The sequence below is a fragment of the Nocardia sp. NPDC102475 genome (assembly GCF_055584605.1).
This window is the reverse complement of the sequence record NZ_JBVJLS010000006.1, coordinates 241,923-260,726: the sequence shown is the minus strand read 5'-3', so window position 1 is coordinate 260,726 and position 18,804 is coordinate 241,923. Positions and strand designations below refer to the sequence as shown.

The 18,804-nt window shown below is 65.5% G+C and carries 15 protein-coding genes; 3 read left to right on the top strand and 12 right to left on the bottom strand.

The genetic code is table 11. The annotated features are described in order from the left end of the window. Positions 1–33: 33 nt before the first annotated feature. The 4 genes from ACZ60G_RS13835 to ACZ60G_RS13820 form a co-directional block, all read right to left on the bottom strand. The gene (locus tag ACZ60G_RS13835) at positions 34–1,041 is read right to left on the bottom strand and encodes an FAD-dependent oxidoreductase (protein ID WP_465810302.1); all 1,008 of its coding nucleotides are present in this window, start codon (positions 1,039–1,041) and stop codon (positions 34–36) included. A gap of 47 nt (positions 1,042–1,088) precedes the next feature. Then, the gene (locus tag ACZ60G_RS13830) at positions 1,089–2,141 is read right to left on the bottom strand and encodes a methionine synthase (RefSeq protein WP_465810559.1); all 1,053 of its coding nucleotides are present in this window, start codon (positions 2,139–2,141) and stop codon (positions 1,089–1,091) included. 222 nt (positions 2,142–2,363) lie between these two features. Next, a complete protein-coding gene (gene mnmA, locus ACZ60G_RS13825; RefSeq protein ID WP_465810300.1) occupies positions 2,364–3,485 on the bottom strand; it encodes a tRNA 2-thiouridine(34) synthase MnmA in 1,122 nt (373 codons plus the stop codon). After that, positions 3,485–4,711 carry a cysteine desulfurase family protein gene (locus ACZ60G_RS13820; protein WP_465810298.1) on the bottom strand — a complete coding sequence of 409 codons (1,227 nt, stop codon included), beginning with the start codon at positions 4,709–4,711 and terminating at the stop codon, positions 3,485–3,487. The genes mnmA and ACZ60G_RS13820 overlap by 1 nt, the downstream gene beginning before the upstream one ends. 892 nt (positions 4,712–5,603) lie before the next feature. On the opposite strand from ACZ60G_RS13820, the gene ACZ60G_RS13815 reads away from it, so the two are divergent. Continuing rightward, a complete protein-coding gene (locus tag ACZ60G_RS13815) occupies positions 5,604–5,807 on the top strand; it encodes a cold-shock protein (protein WP_328404798.1) in 204 nt (67 codons plus the stop codon). Between the two features lie 165 nt (positions 5,808–5,972). Here ACZ60G_RS13815 and ACZ60G_RS13810 read toward each other — a convergent pair whose 3' ends face one another. The 4 genes from ACZ60G_RS13810 to ACZ60G_RS13795 all read right to left on the bottom strand — a co-directional run bounded on the left by ACZ60G_RS13810 (position 5,973) and on the right by ACZ60G_RS13795 (position 10,834). Next, a complete protein-coding gene (locus ACZ60G_RS13810; protein WP_465810296.1) occupies positions 5,973–6,332 on the bottom strand; it encodes a MerR family transcriptional regulator in 360 nt (119 codons plus the stop codon). Positions 6,333–7,916: 1,584 nt separating this feature from the next. Then, positions 7,917–9,182, bottom strand: coding sequence for a cytochrome P450 (locus ACZ60G_RS13805; RefSeq protein ID WP_465810294.1), 1,266 nt, complete (start codon positions 9,180–9,182; stop codon positions 7,917–7,919). Positions 9,183–9,237: 55 nt separating this feature from the next. After that, complete coding sequence (locus tag ACZ60G_RS13800) at positions 9,238–10,623, bottom strand: NAD(P)/FAD-dependent oxidoreductase (protein WP_465810292.1); 1,386 nt, start codon at positions 10,621–10,623, stop codon at positions 9,238–9,240. A gap of 10 nt (positions 10,624–10,633) precedes the next feature. Further along, complete coding sequence (locus ACZ60G_RS13795) at positions 10,634–10,834, bottom strand: ferredoxin (RefSeq protein WP_465810290.1); 201 nt, start codon at positions 10,832–10,834, stop codon at positions 10,634–10,636. A 547-nt stretch (positions 10,835–11,381) separates the two neighbouring features. Between ACZ60G_RS13795 and ACZ60G_RS13790 the strand changes: the two genes are divergently transcribed. After that, entirely contained in the window at positions 11,382–11,972 is a 591-nt protein-coding gene (locus ACZ60G_RS13790; protein WP_465810288.1) for an ion channel, read from the top strand. 451 nt (positions 11,973–12,423) lie between these two features. On the opposite strand, the gene ACZ60G_RS13785 is transcribed toward ACZ60G_RS13790, so the two are convergent. Then, positions 12,424–13,566 (bottom strand): N(5)-(carboxyethyl)ornithine synthase, encoded by a 1,143-nt coding sequence (locus ACZ60G_RS13785; RefSeq protein ID WP_465810286.1) that lies wholly within the window; start codon positions 13,564–13,566, stop codon positions 12,424–12,426. Positions 13,567–13,748: 182 nt separating this feature from the next. Between ACZ60G_RS13785 and ACZ60G_RS13780 the strand changes: the two genes are divergently transcribed. Next, a complete protein-coding gene (locus ACZ60G_RS13780; protein WP_465810284.1) occupies positions 13,749–14,039 on the top strand; it encodes a hypothetical protein in 291 nt (96 codons plus the stop codon). Between the two features lie 127 nt (positions 14,040–14,166). On the opposite strand, the gene ACZ60G_RS13775 is transcribed toward ACZ60G_RS13780, so the two are convergent. Genes ACZ60G_RS13775 through ACZ60G_RS13765 form a run of 3 tightly spaced genes read right to left on the bottom strand, consistent with a single transcriptional unit; the run spans position 14,167 to position 18,690 of the window. Continuing rightward, entirely contained in the window at positions 14,167–15,138 is a 972-nt protein-coding gene (locus tag ACZ60G_RS13775; protein WP_465810282.1) for an antibiotic biosynthesis monooxygenase, read from the bottom strand. Positions 15,139–15,148: 10 nt separating this feature from the next. After that, positions 15,149–17,866 carry a molybdopterin-dependent oxidoreductase gene (locus tag ACZ60G_RS13770; protein WP_465810280.1) on the bottom strand — a complete coding sequence of 906 codons (2,718 nt, stop codon included), beginning with the start codon at positions 17,864–17,866 and terminating at the stop codon, positions 15,149–15,151. Next, positions 17,863–18,690, bottom strand: a complete 828-nt coding sequence (locus ACZ60G_RS13765; protein ID WP_465810278.1) for an FAD binding domain-containing protein — start codon at positions 18,688–18,690, stop codon at positions 17,863–17,865. Before ACZ60G_RS13765 ends, ACZ60G_RS13770 begins: the two co-directional genes overlap by 4 nt. Positions 18,691–18,804: the final 114 nt, after the last annotated feature.

Sequence of the window (18,804 nt, the reverse complement as noted above, 5' to 3'; positions counted from 1 at the left end):
AGTTACCGCCACATTCCCGCACGTCGCGGCGGACTATCCGGGCAGCGGATCCTGTCCGAGATGACGTTGCCCATCGATAGCGCCCGCCCGCACGGCCGCGAATCCGTAGTCGATCATCTCCATCTCATACGCGCGCAATGCGGCGATCAGATCGCCGCCCGCGCGCGCCTCGATCAGGGCGACGGTCAACCGAGCCGCATCGCGCAGTGCCGTACACGCACCGGAACCCGCCGCCGGACTCATCGCATGGATCGCATCGCCGAGCAGGGTGACGGGGGTGGTCGGCCACGGATCGATCGGCACGCTGGTGCGCAATGGCAGCGCGAACAGTGAATCGGGCTGGCAGTTCGCGACGATCTCGCGAACCCGCGGATGCCAGTCCCGGGTCGCGGCGGTCATGACGGCGTGCAATTGTGCGCCGTTCATCGCACGCAGCGCTTCCGCGGAATCCGCGAACCATTCCCGCCGCGCACCGAAAGAGCATGTCATGTAGTCCGATACCGGCAGCAGCGAAAGACCTGCGTCCGCACCGGCCTGCTGCGGCGGCACGGGAAATTCGACCGGCGCGACGCCGAGGTAGGTGCGCTCCGGACCGGTGATCGCGGTGAAGACGCCGAACATATTGTCGTCGAACAGATCCCGTGTGCGGTCGGTGAGCGGCACCGCGCCGTAGAGCTGGCGGACCCCGGTGTCGGCGATCCGCGCATGCGACAGGTACTGCTGTCGCACAGCGGAGTTCACGCCGTCTGCGGCAATCAGGACATCACCGTCCGCGCGGCCACCGTCGGTGAAATGAGCGACGACTCGGCCATATCGCTGAATCTCATGGCTCCGCAACTCTTTTCCGAATTCGACAGCGTCCTCGATACCCGCGAGCAGCAGTTGACGCAGCACCAGCCGGTCGACCGCCAGGGAAACCGCCGCCGGACCATCATCCACCTGGGTGAATACCCGCTCGAGTCGATGATTCAGCGCGGTGAACCGGGGGTTCGGCAGTCCGGCGGTGGCGTGGAACACCCGCAGCAGATGCGGCGGCAGCAACCGAGCCAGGGCATCTGCCGTGGCTGTCGATATGGCGGCACCGGGCGTCAGGAGAAGTCCAGGGACTCCGGCTCTTCGGCGAAGGCGCGTGCCACTTCGGTGGAGAGGCGCAAGGCTCGGCGGGCCCATTCGAGTGGGGCACCGCCCAGGCCACAGGCGGGGGCGACCAGGATCTGGGAGGCCAGGACGGTGCGACGCAGGCCGAGGCGGTCGATGAGTCGGACGCCGGGTTCTGCGATATCTCGCCAGGTCGGGGGTTTGCCGGGTTGTGTTGTGGGAACGAGGCCCAGCGCCAATTGCTTTCCCGCGTCGAGTGTTTCGCCGATATCGTCGAGTGCGCTGGTGGTGATGGTGGCCATATCGAAGCCGATGGCGGTGGCCGCGCTGCTACGGAGGCAGGCTAGGGCGGGCGCGTCGGCGCAGGTGTGGACCAGGACCGGAGCGGCTTGGGCGGTGATGACCGCGTCCAGCACCGCGAGTGCCTCCGGTTCGGGGACCGCGCGCACCGTGTTGAGCACGCTGACGCCGCGCAGGGAGCCGTTGAGCACATCGGTCAGTAATGGTTCATCCAGTTGCAGAACGACTTCCGCGCCGAGGCGTTTGCGCACCTCGTCCACGTGCTGGGCGAGACCTTCGGCCAGTGATTCCGAAATATCGCGCACCGCACCGGAATCGGTGAGGACCCGGTGTCCGATGGGGAGTTCGAGCTGGGCCGCGAGGCTCAGCGGTCCGGTGGCCTGCAGCTTGACCGTACCTACCGAACCCGTTGTCGCCCAGGCCTCTTCGAGTGCGTCCAGATCCGACCTGAGCAGATCGCGCGCACGCCGCGAGACCGCACCTGGCCTGGCAGCCAGCCGATACCCCCGCGTGGTGGTGTCGAATCGCATGTCAACCAGGAGTGCCGAGACGCGGCCGATCATGTCCGAACCCACACCGCGTCCGGGCAATTCGACCAGATGCGGCAGATCCGGCAACTCACCGATGATGGTCGCCGCGGCCTCCCGCGGATCCGTACCCGGCCAGGAACCGACGGCGGTCGCGATCCCGCCCGGAATACGCACGGGTTCCTGCGCCGGGATTTGGCCTGACTCCTTGGCGATTTCACTCACGACAGCGCCTCGCTGACGCTCGGCTCCGTGGTGCGCGATTGCACGCTGTGCTGATAGCTCAGTCGCTGACGCTCGCTGTGTCGATGGTTCACTTGCTGCCGCTCGCTCACTGCGTTGCCCCTACGCGGGGTATGCACCCCATTGTGTGGTGGATCCCGGCCCGCGCCGGGACGAACCGATCTCGCTTGCCGCGCCGCCCGATGTCGGCGTCACTCACTGCCCTGTGCTCGCGCCCGCGCTACTCACAGAATCCGACGCATCGCGCGCGGTGCCGGTGATGGTGCCACTGCCGATCACCTGGTCTCCCGACGCATCCTGGCGATACAGCACGACGGCTTGGCCGCGGGCCACACCGGTCAGCGGCTCGCGCAGTCGCACGATCAGCCCGTCGCCGACCGCCTCGGCCACGGACGGTGCGGTACCGCCGTGCGCGCGCACCTGCGCCACGCACTCGATCGGCCTCTCGGGTGCAGCGCCGGAGGTCCAGATGGCGCGCTCGGCCGCCACGGTCCACACCTGCAGATCCTCGGCTGAGCCGACGCGGACGGTGCCGGAGTCGGGATCGATCTCGGTGACATAGCGCGGCTTGCCATCGGCGGCCGGACCCGGCAGTCCGAGCCCCTTGCGCTGGCCGATCGTGAACCCGTGCACGCCTTCGTGATTCGCGAGCACCTGCCCGTCGGAATCGACGACCGCACCCGGCCGGATGCCGATCTTCGCGCCGAGGAAGGCGCGGGTGTCACCGGACGGGATGAAGCAGATGTCATGGCTGTCGGGCTTATTCGCCACCGCGAGCCCGCGCTCGGCGGCCTCGGCGCGGATCTGCGGCTTAGGGGTGTCGCCCACCGGGAACATGGCCCGCGACAGCTGCTGCGCGGTCAGCACCGCGAGCACATAGGACTGGTCCTTGTCGGCATCGACGGCACGGCGCAGCACACCGTCCTCGAGCCGGGCGTAATGCCCGGTGACCACGGCGTCGAAGCCGAGGGCCACCGCACGGTCGGCGAGGGCGGAGAACTTGATCTTCTCGTTGCAGCGCAGACAGGGGTTGGGCGTCTCACCCGCGGCGTAGGCGGCGACGAAATCATCGATCACGTCTTCCTTGAAGCGGTCCGCGAAATCCCAGACATAGAAGGGGATTCCGAGCACGTCGGCGGCCCGCCTGGCGTCGCCCGCGTCCTCCTTCGAGCAGCAACCGCGCGAACCGGTGCGCAGGGTGCCCGGTGTCGCGGACAGCGCCAGATGTACGCCGACCACCTCGTGACCAGCGTCGACGGCACGTGCCGCCGCCACGGCCGAATCCACACCACCACTCATCGCGGCGAGTACCCGCATCAGACACCTCCCTTCGCACCGGCCAGACCCGCGGCCATGGCCCTTTCCACAATCTGGGGCAAGACATTCAGCACCGCGTCCACATCGGCGCGCGTCGAGGTGTGCCCCAACGAAAAGCGCAGTGAACCGCGGGCCTGCCACGGCTGCACGCCCATGGCGATCAACACGTGACTCGGAGTGGCCACACCCGCATTGCAGGCCGACCCGGTAGAGCATTCGATCCCGGCCGCGTCCAGCAACATCAGCAGCGAATCACCTTCGCAGCCGGGGAAAGTGAAGTGCACATTGCCCGGCAACCGTCGCGCATCGTCCGGACCGCTCAGCACCGCATCCGGAACGGCGTCGCGGATGCCCTTGATCAACTCGTCCCGCAGCGCGGTCAATTCCTTTGTGCGCGTGGGTAACTCGGTCACCGTGTAGTTCAGTGCGGTGGCGAGTCCGACGGCCGCGGCGGTATCGGAAGTCCCGGAGCGCAGATCGCGCTCGTGCCCGCCGCCGTGCAGGAGCGGCACACATGGCACCTGCCTGCCGAGCAGCAGCACGCCGACACCATGCGGTCCACCGACCTTGTGCCCGGCGAAACTCGCCGCCGAAAGCCCACTCGCCGCGAAATCGATCGGCAGCTGCGCGGCTGCCTGGATCGCGTCACTGTGCATGGGCACACCGAATTCCTGTGCCACCGCGGCCAATTCGACGATCGGCGCAATGGTGCCGACCTCGTTATTGGCCCACATGATGGACACCAGTGCGACCTCGTCGACATGTTCGGCCAGCGCCGCGCGCAGCACCCGCGGCGACACCACACCGTCGGAGTCGACCGGCAGCCAGGTCACCTGCGCGCCCTCGTGCTGCTCCAGCCACTCGACGGCATCGATGACGGCGTGATGTTCGGTCGAACCCGCGATAATCCTGGTCCGGCGCGGTTCGGCATCATGGCGGGCCCAGTAGATGCCCTTGATCGCCAGATTGTCGCTCTCGGTCCCGCCGGAGGTGAAAATCACCTCCGATGGCCGGGCGCCCAGATCGGCGGCGATCGACTCGCGTGCCTCCTCCAGCATCCGCCGGGCCGCACGTCCCGAACCGTGCAGTGACGAGGCATTGCCCGGCATCCCGAGGGCAGCCGTCATCGCCTCGATCGCGGCAGGCACCATCGGAGTGGTCGCCGCATGATCGAGGTAGACCGTCTGGGGCGCCCCATGGACCGGACCCGCAAAAGCCGACTTCATGACCTACAAACCCTATCCCACCGTTGACCTGCATATCTTCGGGGTATCCCGCCGCTGTCCACGATTTGTCTACGATTCACCCACCACATGCAAGCCGAGCCGGGCGCGACGGTATTCCCTCAACCCCCGCACCAACGCCTCTTCCAGCATCAACGCCTCCGCCTGCTGTCCGCTGGCGCATCTTCCCGTCCGGCCCCCACGGCACCAACTCCGCCGCCGGTCCCCCGACCACCGCCACCGCGTCATAGACCCGACCACGCAACGCTTTCTGCGACATACGCCCGCCCGGCTCGGCGACAACCTCCGCGTCGTCGTCGCCAGCCGCCACGGGCCACGCCTTCCCATCGCCGACGGCAACCCGCTGGCCGCCGCCTCGCGCTATCAGGATCAGCACCGAAGCGCCGATCTAGCCATCCCCGAACTCGAGAGCCTGCTGAACGGGCCCGACCACCTCGACCGCTGCCGCGAATATCGGGTGCGTGCTCCAACCACCTGCCGCATGTCGGGTGTTACGCGGGCGTGCACGAAAGTGGTCGATCGGTCGAACGCGCCCGTCATCAGCAGCAATCCGACCGGGAACCAACCGGAATCACCGCGAACGCCAATGGCAGACGCCATTGCAGTAGTGGATCGATGGGCCCACGAAAGTCGGTGGCAGGGACCTGGCCCACGCATTCATCATCCGCGCTGAACATGCTGCCGCATTTGCAGAGGCCCGGCCGGAACGTTCGGAACCGCAACGTTCGGAACCGCATCGGACGGTCGCGGCGCTGGCCTCTTGCCTGTACGCCCGGCGCACGCTCCTGCGGCTTGTGGCATAATCGTGCGTTGAGACTGAGTGGATCGAAGTGATCTACACGGCTCACCTACAGGAAAAGAAGTAATAAATAACATGGCTCAAGGCAGTGTGAAGTGGTTCAACGGTGAAAAAGGCTTCGGCTTTATCGCTCAAGACGGAGGCGGCCCTGACGTCTTCGTGCATTACTCGGCTATCGGCGGGGCGGGTTTCAAGTCCCTCGAAGAGGGCCAGCGCGTGGAGTTCGAGGTAGGCCAGGGCCAGAAGGGTCCGCAGGCTCAGGACGTCCGCGCTATCTGATCAGCGTGACTTTGTAGAGGCTCCGCACCGTTGAGGTGCGGAGCCTTTCGCGTTCATGCCGCTGATGCGGCGACAGCAGTCGGCTCGCATCAGCAAGCCCCCCGGATAACGCTGCCCGAGCTGTTTCGAAGCGCGATGGTGGGCCGTGCGGCGCGATGCATGCTGCTAGGTGGCGTCGTCGTTGCCGTCTCGGATGGTGCGTTGTAGTTCTTTGTTGATGCGTTGGGCCTCGGCGAGTTGGTCTTCGAGGATAACGATGCGGCACGCGGCTTCGAGTGAGTTGCCGTCGTCGACCAGGTGGCGCACCCGCGCGGCAATACGCAGTTGGTAGCGCGAGTAGCGGCGATGCCCACCCTCGGAGCGTTGTGGGGTCAGTAGTTCCGCGGCGTCGAGGCCACGCAGAAACGATTGGGTGACGCCGAGTATTTCCGCGGCACGGCCCATGCTGTAGGCGGGGTAGTCGTCGTCATCTAATTTGTCGGCGGCGCTGGCGCCGTCGGCGGGGTTTGTATTCGGTTGCTGCACAGCACCTCTCGGGGTCAACGCCGACGGGCCCCGGCGCACTGGGCGCCGGGGCCTGGAATCTACGAGGGGGAAAATTGATTTCAACTTTGTCCACCGGCCGAGGCAGCCGATGTCCTACACCGCGCCCGACTCTTTCCGGGACGCGGATCTGATAGGTGACTACTCAGTGACCACCACCTCCTGGATTGCCGGTCCAACCCGCCGTGTTCGTCGATCTTGTTTCTTCAATTGCTTCTTCGTCCCTCCGGCGGTCCGGCCGATTGCACCGGATTCTCGTCTCCGCCGGAGGAGACGGTGGAACCTCATGTTCCGGGCAGCTCACCTGCCCGGCCACTGGACTTCTCAATTCGAACGACAGTGACCGTATAACACGTCGGGGAGAATGTCTACACCCGCCATGGCAGATTTTTTCCGCCCATCACGCGGGCTTACCTCTTCGGCGAAGCAACCAACCGCACCTTCAGCCAGGGACGATGTGCGATCGGTCGCATATCCAGGCACCGATGGCGGATCGCCGCGCGCGGCAACCATGCTGCGGAGCGGGGCATAGCTAACGTGCCTGGCCGCCGCGCGCGCTCGCGGCAACGATTGGGCGGTCGCCGACCAAAACCGAGGAAGAGATCCGCCAAGCCCGCCCCTACCCAACCGCTCGGAGGAGACCGTTTCCTCGCGCGCGAGGATGCTCGGGGTCTCGCGCGGCAGGATCTACACGTACGTGCCCGACGCCGACCGAAGACGCCTGATCCACCCCTCTCACCGCATCCGCGTGAGGACGAAAGCTGTTGCGCTGGAAATGATGTTGTTCACGGGCGGCCTCCAGCGCGCCACTCCGACAACTGGGAACGACGCAGTCAGAAAAACTATTGTCGTGACTGTAGACATTCATGGCAGGGGCATGTAGCTTTCGTGAGGCGAACGATGAATGAAGTCTCGAGTGGCACGGGAGATGACGAACTGCCCGTGAAGTTGAGGACGGCGGGACGGCTGCGGGACCAGCAACAACGACGGTCCCGCCGCCCGCCGAGCATGCAGGTGAAGTACATGAAAAGAAGAAGTGGTCCGTGAACAGAAGGGAGGAGTTGCTACCGTCACGTCGCCCCCATTAAGCACAGTTCGGGCGGCAACCGAAGCTCGGTTTACATGTCGGAAGACGAAAAGTAATTCCCCCTTTTTTCAGTGCCCCGGTGCCATCAGGCACCGGGGCACTCGTCGTCTGGAGGCACCACGATTTCTGAACCCATAACCGCGAACGAGAACGATGAGGACTACCTCGCCCACAGTATGGGGCGGGCCGCGGAACTGCTCGACACCACTCAGGTGGGCGGCCCTGTCGCGCACTGGTGGGCCGAACTCGCCGACGGGTATCGCGCGGTGGTCGACCTGGGCGGCGAATCACCCGGTGGCCCGGTCGACCGAGATCCGATCAGCCAACCGGGCCGCTCGGACCTGGCATTACTGAGCGGGCGACATTGCGCGGGCCGAGTGTGTCGAGCGAATCCGGAATCGCGTTCAGGGACCGGCACCTCTCGAAGTTCAGCGGGCTTCTGCCTGGCGACAAACTGAGATGCTTTCAGGGTTCGTTCTTCAGTCGCGAATCGCGTCGATATCGATGTATAGGTGGCGTGGGCCGCGGAAGATCTGGCTGATGCGGTAGGGCGGTGGGTCCTCGATCAGCCGGGGGTTTTTCACTCGGCGCAGGAATGTTTCTATGGCGGTGTTGACTTCCAAGCGTGCCAGTGGGCCGCCGAAGCAGACGTGGATGCCGCGGCCCCAGCCGATGTGCTCGTTGTCTTTGCGTTCGGGATCGAATGTGTTGGGGTCGGCGAATCGGCTCGGGTCGCGGTTGCCCGCGCCGTACAGCAGAAAGATGGGCGAGCCCTTGGGAATGGTTGTTCCGGCGATGTCGATGTCGGCGAGGGCGGTGCGGCTGGGGAAGAACTGCACCGACGACTGCAGGCGCAGCGCCTCCTCGATGGCGCCGGGAACCAACTCTGGGCGCGCGCGCAATAACTCGATCGACGAAGGGTTGCGCAGCAGGGTCAGCACGGTGTGCGAGATCAGGTTGACCGTGGAATCGTGCCCGGCGATGAACAGCAGGATCGTGTTGCTCACGATCTCACCCGGAGACATCGGTCCGTCCGGCCCATCGTCGTGCACCATCTGCGAAATCATCCCGGGGCCCGGCGATTTCTGGGCATTCTCGACCAGCCCGATGATGTATTTCCCCAGCGCTACCCGGGCTGCCTCGCCCTTCTCCTTGCGGACCTGCCCCTCCTCGGTAGCGATGTCTGGTCCCACGTCGAAAGCGCCGGCCATCAGGTCGAAGATCCACGCGTGGAACAGGGGCTCGTCTGCCAGTGGCACCCCCATGATGCGGCAGATCACATCGACCGGCAGCGGATAGGCATAGTCATCGACGACGTCGATGCGGGTTTCGCTCTTGGCCTTGTCCAGCAGGTCGTTGACGATCTGCTGACACGACGCCTCCATGCTCGGGATCAGCTCGGGTGAATGCGGCGGCCCGAAAAAGCGCATGCACTGGCGGCGCATCCGATCGTGGTCGGGCGGATCACTGACGATCATGCTCGGATCCTTGCCGTAGGTCTGCACCAGCTCAGCAATCGACTCGTCGGCTATTTGCGGGGCGGCGGCACGGATCGGGCGGTTGCGAAGATCGGAGCTGACCCGGGGGTCGTGTGCCAGGGCGATGATCTCGTCGTATCCGGTGACCGCGTAGATACCGTTGGTCACCCGCACAACCGGTGTCTTGCGCAGTTCGTCGAAGAACGGATACGGGTTCGCGCGGTTTTCGATCCTCATCGCCGCGTCAAAGGCTTCTTCGGGGGTCATACCGCTTTCCTCACTGAATCACTGTGTGTCCATTGAAGGTTCGGCTGCGAGGGCTTCAACGCTGGCGGGGCCGGAACTCGGCTCGCCGTTCGATGGGATCATGACCGGTCAGCACGACATCGGGGGCCTCGGTCGGCACGCCACGGGCCGGGAACCGGGCCGGAACCACGCGCATATCCGCAGGCAGATCAGACCCTGCCGGATGTGGCGGAAACGGGGCCGATCGCGCGATCTGGGCCCGGTAGTAGTCGATCCACTTGCCGTGGTCGAAGGTGACCGCGCCGACGACGCGTCCCCGCCTGCCGTAGGCCGCGGTGAATCGTCGCTGCTCGACCGAACCCTGGGTGAAGACGATTTCCTCGCCGAAGGAGGGCACCCCGACCGACTTGATATTGACGCCGAACTGGGCCGACCAGAACTGCGGTATCAGCAGATGCGCGCGGCGATCGACCACGTCGCACACCATGTTGTGGGCCACGACCTGGGCACCCAGCACGGCGTTGTCCCAGTGCTCCATGGCCATGAACTGATAGTCGTAGAGCACGTGGGGGGCGCGCGCGATGTCTCCAGCCACAAAGATGTGCTCGGTGACCAAGCCGTTGATATCGAACGCGCGACACCCGGCGTCGCAGCCCACACCCCAGAATCCGGCGGCCAGCCCCGCCCCGTCGAGCCACTCGACGTTGCGGATGGAGCCCAGCGAGGGCACGACCACATCGACGTCGAGCACGCTGCCATCGGACAGGCGCGCGCGCCGCACATGCCCGCCGGCGTCGCCGTCGATCCCGAGGACCGACACACCGGTGCGCAGATCCACCCCGGCGTCACGCTGCATCTCGGCGGCGATCTCGCCGATCACCCCACCCAGTGCCCCGGCCAGCGGAGCCGGGCCACGCTCGGCGACGGTGACCTCGAGACCAAGCCCCCGGCACACCGAAGCCACCTCCGAACCGATGAACCCCGACCCGATGACCAGCACGCGGCGCGGCCGGGCGGCCAATGCGGCCTGCAACCGCGCCGCATCGCCGCTGGTGCGCAACGTGTAGATGCCCTCCAGGCCAGCTTCCTGCGGATTGGGCCACTGCCGCGACCGCACACCCGTGGCGATCAGCAAACGATCGCCCTCCACCCGACTGCCATCCGCCAGGGTTATGAACCGGTTCGCCCGGTCCAGACCCGTAGCGGCCACACCCAGCCGCCACTCGGCATCGACCTCGCACATCCGCGGCAGCTTGGTATGTGCTGCCGGCACCCATCCGGTGAGCACCTGCTTGGACAACGGCGGCCGGTCATATGGCTCGCCCGGTTCATCGCCAACGATCGTCAAATGGCCACGGAAGCCCTCCTGACGCAGCGCCTCCGCGGCACGCAACCCCGCGAGCGAGGCACCGACAATGACGAAGCGCCCCTTGTCTTTCAAGCCGTTGGTCGACGTACGCACGGCCGGCCCGCTACTCGTCGTCCAGCTGGTCCACGACGATCGCCTGCACCGGACACGATGCCGCGGCCCGCCACACCCGCTGACGCTGCGCGTCATCGGGCTCGGGATCATAGGTCAGAGCTTCTTCACCACTGAGCTTCAGCACCTGCGGCGCCAACGGCACACACTGCGCATACCCCAGGCAGCGATTCAAATCCACGACAATCCGCATATCGACCCCGATCCATATTCGACGGGTCCGTTTTCAAGGGTGCCGCGATCGCTGCACGACGGGATTCAGCCCGCCGTTGATCCCGGAAACGCTCCCAATGATGGACGGGGATCAAGCAACCTTCGCTGCGACTGTCACGTACTGCTCGCACTAGATGATGTTCGGCGTCCCGATGGTGCAATGCCGACGGTGATCATTCTACCGCTGGTCGACGGCCGTCTCGAGGAGCTGTCGGCGCTCCGGTTGTAGTCATCGCTCGGTCTGCAGACGCCAGGCACACCCGCCTACCCGATCCCACCGCGGTTGCCCTCGAGATCGAGGAGGTGAACAGCTCGGCGCTGATTCGAGTTGAACAGGCGGAGGCGGCCACGCTGTTGGTGCGAGCGCACATATCGACGGTCCCGGGCAGGGCGCGATCACTGTCGGTGTACCAGCCGCCCGCTGCGCACAACCCGGAGACCACGCCTGTGATAAGGGGTAGCGTCGAATCGGCAGTTCATCTATGCCCGACCCCAGCGGCCGGATGGCGATCGAAGGGGACGAGTCGATGTCCAGCGGAGATGTTTCCGGGAACGGATGGCAACCGAATCGGCTGGCCATGCTCAGACGCATTCTGGTGCCGCCACTAATCACGGTGTCGGTACTCGTACTGGCGTACTTTCTGCTGCCGTTCACCAGGATCGGTACCCTACGCACCGAGCTGCTGCTCGCGCTGGGCCTAACAGCGGTCTGCGTTATCTGTATTTGGCAGATCCGTCGAGTACTGCGAGGCGACGATCCACTCGCTCAGGCAGCGCAAGCGTTGACCGCCACGCTCGGGTTCTACTTGATCTGCTACGCGACACTGTATTTCGTCCTGTCCACGGCCGCACCCCACAATTTCAGCCAGCCACTGACCCGCCTCGACGCGCTGTACTTCACCGTAACCACCTTCACCACCGTCGGATTCGGCGACATCGTGGCCACCACACAGGCCAGCCGCGCGATAGTGCTCACCCAAATGGTCGGCAATCTGATTCTGGTCGGGCTGGCGCTGCGAGTGCTGATCGCCTCGGTCCGGCTGCGTCGACAACAGCTACGACAGCCCGACACCACTGCGGCCGATCGGCCGCAACCGGTCGGAAAGCGGACCCACTGAGACCGGATTCGTCAAATCCCGAATGACCCGTGCCAACAAGACATCTGGCCCTCGGCTGAAGATCCGGCTTGCCGCGCAGCTTGCTCTTGTCGCGAGCCCTCGCGAGTGCGCATGGGCAGCAGATCGATTAGTGATTCCATGTCGAGAAGCCCGCACCGGCTCCGCCCACCAGATGACGACTACGACAGGCGCAGCCCACGACACCAACAGAGCACCAATGACGTTCCAACGCATGGAGAACGTCGACATCGTGGTCGATGACCTCGAGGCTGCTACTGCGTTCTTTGTCGAAATCGGCATGAAGCTGCAGGGGCGAAGCCCCCGTCGAGGGACATTGGGCGGATTGTGTCGTCGAGCTCGACGACGTCCAAGTCGACGTCGCAATGACGCGCACTCCGGACGGCCACGGCCGGCTCGAGCTGATGAGGTTCACGCCGACCGGTATTGCGGGTCAGACGACCGCGTGCGGATACGCGGCGGCACGCCCCTGGAACGAAAGGATCCGCGAGTTCTGAACTCGCCCCTCCCGGATTTCTATTGCGCGGCGGATGGTTTCGCTGCCATCCCACGCATCAGGACCGGCCAGCACGATCGGCAGATACTCTAGCAGCGCCTCAGAGTTCTCCCAGGTCGCCGAATTCCACAGGTATGAGGGGCTGTGGTCGACGCCGTAGTAGTGCAGGTCATCGCCGATCATGAACATCGGGTCGGCAAACGATGTGGGGCGACCCCATTCGAAGCCCATGCCCTCGTCGCAGGAGACGTCGACGAACAGGGTGCCGGGGGCGAACCACTCCAGATCCTCGTTCATTACGAACATCAATGGTTCCTCGGTGTCCTGCAAGATGCAGTTCACGATCACGTCGTACTGCGCCAGCATCTCCGCCAGCGGTCCCGGTTCCGGCGCCTTCAGGGCGAGGGTCCGGCCGGGGTTCCCGGGATCACGCTCGAAATGCTGCATCCGCACCGAGGCGAATGGTGCGGCGACAGCCGAGACACTCCGTTGCGTCAGCACCGTCACGTCGCTGATCCCGAGCGCCGAGAGGGCGCGCACGGCACCGCGGGCGGTGGCACCGAAGCTGATCACCGCCGCCCGCAACCGCCGCCCGTAATCCCCGCACGATCCGCGCAGCTGCAGCGCGTGCAGAACCGAGCAGTAGCCGGCCATTTCGTTGTTCTTGTGGAAAACATGGACGCTGAAATTGCCCTCTTTCGTCCAGTGGTTCATGGCCTCCCAGGCGATCAGGGTCAGGCCACGGTCGATGGCCAACTGAGTCATCCGCTCGTCTTGTACGCAGTGCGGCCATCCCCAGACGACCTGTCCGGCACGCAAGTTCTCCAGGTCCTCGGCCAATGGCTTCGGTAACAGCAATATGTCGCATTCGGCGAACAATTCCGCGCGGGTGCGATGACCGCCTACCAACGGCGCCAAACGCTCATCGGAATAGCCGAAACGGTCACCGTAACCACGCTCGAGGAACACGCGGTCGCGAAGCCCTGGATCGATCCGGTCGAGGTGCGCCGGGTGGATCGCCAATCGGTGCTCGTCCTTCTTGCGGGAGGTCGCTACTACACCGATAGTCAGTTGCTTCACCAAATGAGCCTACGCGCGGCCAGCGTTCCTCAACCGCCTGCGCTGATGTCCCGACTGATCGTGGGACACCTTTTACGGTTCGGTCTGCTCATGGGCGTGCTATCCGCCCTACCGATGATCGTGCTCGGTACACACCCGGCGCCTCTATGGCTGATCATCGCTGCCTTCGTCGGCGGGCAGGCATGTCGGCGTTGGCGATCAGCTGGGATACCTCGCTGCAGGAACACGTGCCCAAGCACACCATCTCCCGGGTGTCGTCCTACGACAACCTGCTGTCCTATGCAGCGATCCCGATCGGTCAATTGTGTATCGGCCCACTCTCCGGCGCGCTGGGAGAATTCCACGTGGCCCTCGTCGCCGGCATCCTCGCCGCGCTGGCAGCCCTGGCTCCACTTGCCTCCACCGCCGTCCGCCGGTTGCCCCACACCTCGCCCGAACGTTCACCGCTCAAACCCGCGCCACTCCCCAGCTAGCTGTCAGCGGACCGGCCGAGATCCGAAAGTTCGGACTGAACCGAGCCGGCCCGCATGCCACGCCCCTGACACCGACGCTGTCGCGCACGCTTCCCGCACCGACTGGGCCTTCACCGCTGGGTGGCCGTTAGGGCAACGACCACAGCTTGGTCGTCACCAGATAGAAGATGACGACCCACGCCAGCATGACGGCAACGACTATGGCGATGCCATGGCGGTTCGTCTCGGCCGCCGGTGTATCCGGGGGCGGGCGCAGCCACCGTCGCAGCAACCGGTTCACGTAGTACGGCATCGTGAAGAAACTCATGACGAAACTGGACAACAAGTTGCCGATGAGCAACCCCAGCCACAGCGGCATCTTCAGGGGTGACAGTGCGAGGGTGAGCAGCACGACGGTCGGGTAGAGACCCACCCATACCGCGATGGCGGTCTTGGTATCCGATGGAGCCGAGGTCTCGTTGCCGTTCTCGTCGAAGGCGAACCAGCTGCCGAACGAGTTATCGATGGTGCGCAGCTCGAAGTCGCTGAACTTCTCGCCCTCGGCGAGGAGCTCTTGCCGCCGCTTCGAGGTGAGCCAGGTGGCCAGGTTCGCCGCGGTATCGAAGCGGTAGAGCGCCGTCCACTCGTCCTGCACACCCTCGATCGGACGGAACAGCTCGGTGCCGCGGAAGCCTTCGAATTTCGCTTCCTCCCGGCTCAGATCTGCTTGCCACGCAAGGAAATCCGCGACGCTGTCGGGCGTCACACGATGGGTGACCACGACTGTCACGAGGGGATTCACCGGTCGCGTGCCGCCGCTGATGACCTGCTGGGTGGCGGGGCCGTCGAAGTATTGCTGCCCGCTGTCCAGGAATTCCTGCCGGGTGGCGCTGTTTATCCAATCCTGTAGACGACCGACGGAGTCGAAACGGTAGACCACGACCCATTCGGGCTGCACCTCGGTGGGAGCGGCGATCTCGGCTCCGAAGAATCCCGGATAATCCGATGCCGCGGCGTTCAGATCCTCCTGCCAGGACCTGAACGCCTCCTCGAAACCCGGGCGCACCTTCTGGCCGATGATGACCGTCGCCGCGCTGTCGGTGAGCTTCCCGGCTCCCATCGCAGTCTCCTCACGGCTCGGGTCGGACCGGAACCGGTATGAGTCGCCGATAGATGCGCTCGGGCGTGAGCGGCAACGCGCGGAATCGGACGCCCGTCGCGTCCTGCACCGCATTGGCCAGCGCGGGCGCGACCGGGTTGACGCAGCACTCCGCAATGCCTTTCGAGTGCATCGCCCCGACGGAATCGGCGGAATCGACCGTCAGTACTTCGGTGCGGGGAATGTCGGCGTATGCCGGGATGCGGTAGTTGCGCAGATTCGGGTTGACCATCACGCCGTTCGCGTCGACGTGGAAGTTCTCGGTCAGCGCGAAACCGATGCCCTGCGCGACACCGCCCTCGATCTGGCCGCGCACCTGCGCCGGGTTGATGAGGACGCCGGCGTCGGTGGCATGCACGCTGTAGAGGATGCGGATCTCACCCGTCATCCGATGCACGGCGATCCGGAAGCCGTGGGTGTTGAAGACGACGCTGCGCGGTGAGCCGAAGGCCTTGCGCGCCTCGGTCAATCGGATGCCGCGACCGCGCGCCACCTCGATCAGCTCCGACAGCGATATGCGGCTGTCACCGCAGACGATCCCGGCATCGTCCATCGCGCACGAAGCGATATCCACACCCGCATGTTCGGCCGCCAAGAACAGAATGCGATCGCGCAGCGCCTCGGCCGCCCGCAGTACCGCGTTCCCGGCGACGAAAAGCCCCGCGCTGGCGAATGCTCCGGTATCGAAACCCGTTCGGTCGGTATCGGATTGCACCAGGCGCACCCGCGCCGGTGTGGTGCCGAGCCGGTCGGCCGCGATCTGCACGTGGGCGGTCGGGGTGCCCTCGCCGAATTCGACGGTGCCGACGGCGAGTTCGTAGCTGCCGTCGTCACCGAGGGTCAGCCAGGCCTCGGAGAGATGGTCGGTCGGGGGCGCGGCCTCGTGCAGCGTGCTGGCGGTGCCGGTGCCGATGAGCCACTCGGCTCCGGGTGACGGCTCGACGGCGTTGCGCCGCAACGCGTCATCGACGAGATCGATGCATCGGCTGAGGCCGTCCTCGCGGAACATGACATCGTCCGGGCCGTCGTCGAATGCGACGAGACCATCGCCGGGATGCACGATATTGCGCCGCCGCAGCTCGAGCGGGTCCATATCGAGCGCGACCGCCAGCTCGTGCATGGCCGACTCCATCGCGAATGCGGGCTGGGTCATGCCGTAGCCGCGCAGCGCGCCGCCGGGCACGCTGTTCGTATAGACCGAATACGCATCGAACTTCTTGTTCGGGCAACGGTAGGTCGCGACGGCCGCCCCACCGGCGAACAGCGTCTCGCCGCCGTGGTTGCCGTAGGCGCCGGTGTTCGACACATTGCGGACCTGGATCGCAGTGAGCGTGCCGTCGGCCCGTGCGCCGAGCTTCACCGTCAGCGACATCGGATGCCGCGGTGAGGCCGTCGTGAACTCCTCTTCGCGCGTGAACTCGAAACAGACCGGCCGCCCGGTATCCAATGCGGCAAGGGCGGCCAAATCCTCGGTGATGACTTCCTGCTTACCGCCGAAAGCACCGCCGACCCGCTTGCAGAACACGCGCACCTGATCGGGACGCAGGTCGAAGAGATAGGCGAGCTTGTTCTTGGCGATGGAGGGCGATTGGGAGCTGGTGCGAACGTGCAGGCGACCGTCCTCGATCCACGCGATCGATCCATGTGTCTCGAGATGCGCATGCTGAACGCGCGGCGAGAAATACGTGCCCTCGTGGATCACATCGGCCTCGGCGAAGCCCGCCTCGACATCACCCACATGTCCGTGGATCTCGAGCAGGATGTTGTGCTCGGGATCGTGCATGAACGGGTCGTGCGAGCCGTGCAGTTGGGGTGCGCCGTCGGCCATCGCCGCTTCCGGATCGAAAACCGCGGGCAGCACCTCGTACTCGACGACCACCTTGCGACAGCCCTCCTCGGCGGCCCCGACGGTATCGGCCAGCACCGCGACCACGCGTTGACCGACGAAGCGCACCACGTCGTCGAGGATGTAGGTGTCGCTGGGATCGACGAGGTGATCGGTGTGGATCGCGGTCGTGAAGCGCTTGCGCGGCACGTCTTCCCAGGTATAAACGCGATGCACACCGGGAACCGCGAGCGCCGCGGCCTTGTCGATCGACACGATGCGGGCATGGGCGTGCGGAGAGCGCAGCATCTTCAGGTGCAACATGCCGTCGATCGCGGTGTCCATGGTGAATTCGGCGCGACCGGTCACCACCTCGGCGCCCGCCGGAGTACCGACGCTGGTCCCGATTACTCGGCCCGGCCGGGCGACCTCGATCTCGGCGATACCGTGCACCGCGTCTTCGATCGCCCGGTAGCCGGTGCAGCGGCAGAGGTTGCCCTTGAGCGCGCGCGAAAGGTCTTGCCGCTGGGCGTCGGTGAGCGCCACCGTGGTCATGATCATGCCCGCGGTGCAGAAGCCGCATTGGAAGCCGGGACCGTCGCGGAACTGCCGCTGCATCGGGTGCATGTCCTCGGGCGAACCGAGGCCCTCGATAGTGGTGACCACACGTCCCTCGGCACGGAATGCCGGGGTGATGCAGCTGTGTACGGGATCGCCGTCCAGCCATACTGTGCAGGCGCCGCAATCGCCCGCGTCGCACCCCTTCTTGACGCCGTGGCAGCCGAGCGAGCGTAGGAATGTGCGCAGGCACTGACCCGGATTCGGCTCGGCGTCGAAGGTGTTTCCGTTCACGGTGTATGTCACGCCGGACCGCCTTCGGTGAGCTCGACGCGGATCTCCTCGGCGAAGTACCCGGCCAGGTGGTGCCGATGGTCGGGCGTGCCGTTCGGGTCGCTGAACCACAGGTCTTCGGGGATGGCGTCGATGCGTTCGCGCAGTGCGTCGGCGTCGGGCATGGTGTCGAACGCCAAGCGCACCGGGCGGGTGGTGCCCGCAGTTATGGTGAGCAGCAGGTCGGCGGTCCCCGGCGACTGGGTGGCAATCAGAAACAGCGTGGAGCGGCCCAGGCGCGTCAGGGAGAAGCGCCGGTACGTACACCGCTTGCGAAGTGCGGCGACCGGAATATCGATCCGGCGCAGGATCTCGCCGGGGCCGAGGACGTTCCGGTGGTCGCCGAGGACGAAGTCGGCGGCATCGAGGGTGCGTTCGGATCCGTCGGCGGCCCACACCGTGTATGTGGCTTCGAGCGCGACCGTCAACGTGATCATCGGGCCCGCGGGCAGCGACATGCAGATATTGCCGCCCACCGTCGCCGCGTTCCAGACCTTGAACGAAGACAGGAACGCCTCGCAGCACGTGGTGAACAGCGTCCCGGCGGGCCAGTCACTCTGCGGCGCAAAGGAATTCAGCTCGCGGATGGTGCACGTGGCGCCGATCTCCAGGCCCGCGGCGCTCGGTACCAGGCTGTCCCAACCGAGTGCGGTGAGATCGATGAGACGGCGCAACGCCGGCTGCTCGGTCGAGAACAACCACGTTCCCCCGGCCAGCCACGCGTCGCCGTCGCACCAGGCCGCGCCCGGTCGGTCGGAAGGTCGCCGAACGATATCGGTGATCGTATCGAGATCCATAGCGCCGCTCCCTCTGGGAAGGTGCCGTCGATCGCCCGCCGAGTTCGGTGACGCGAATCGCCCTTTTTGGAGGCATCGCCGATCACGTACTCGACTTGGGTCAACCTACCCGAC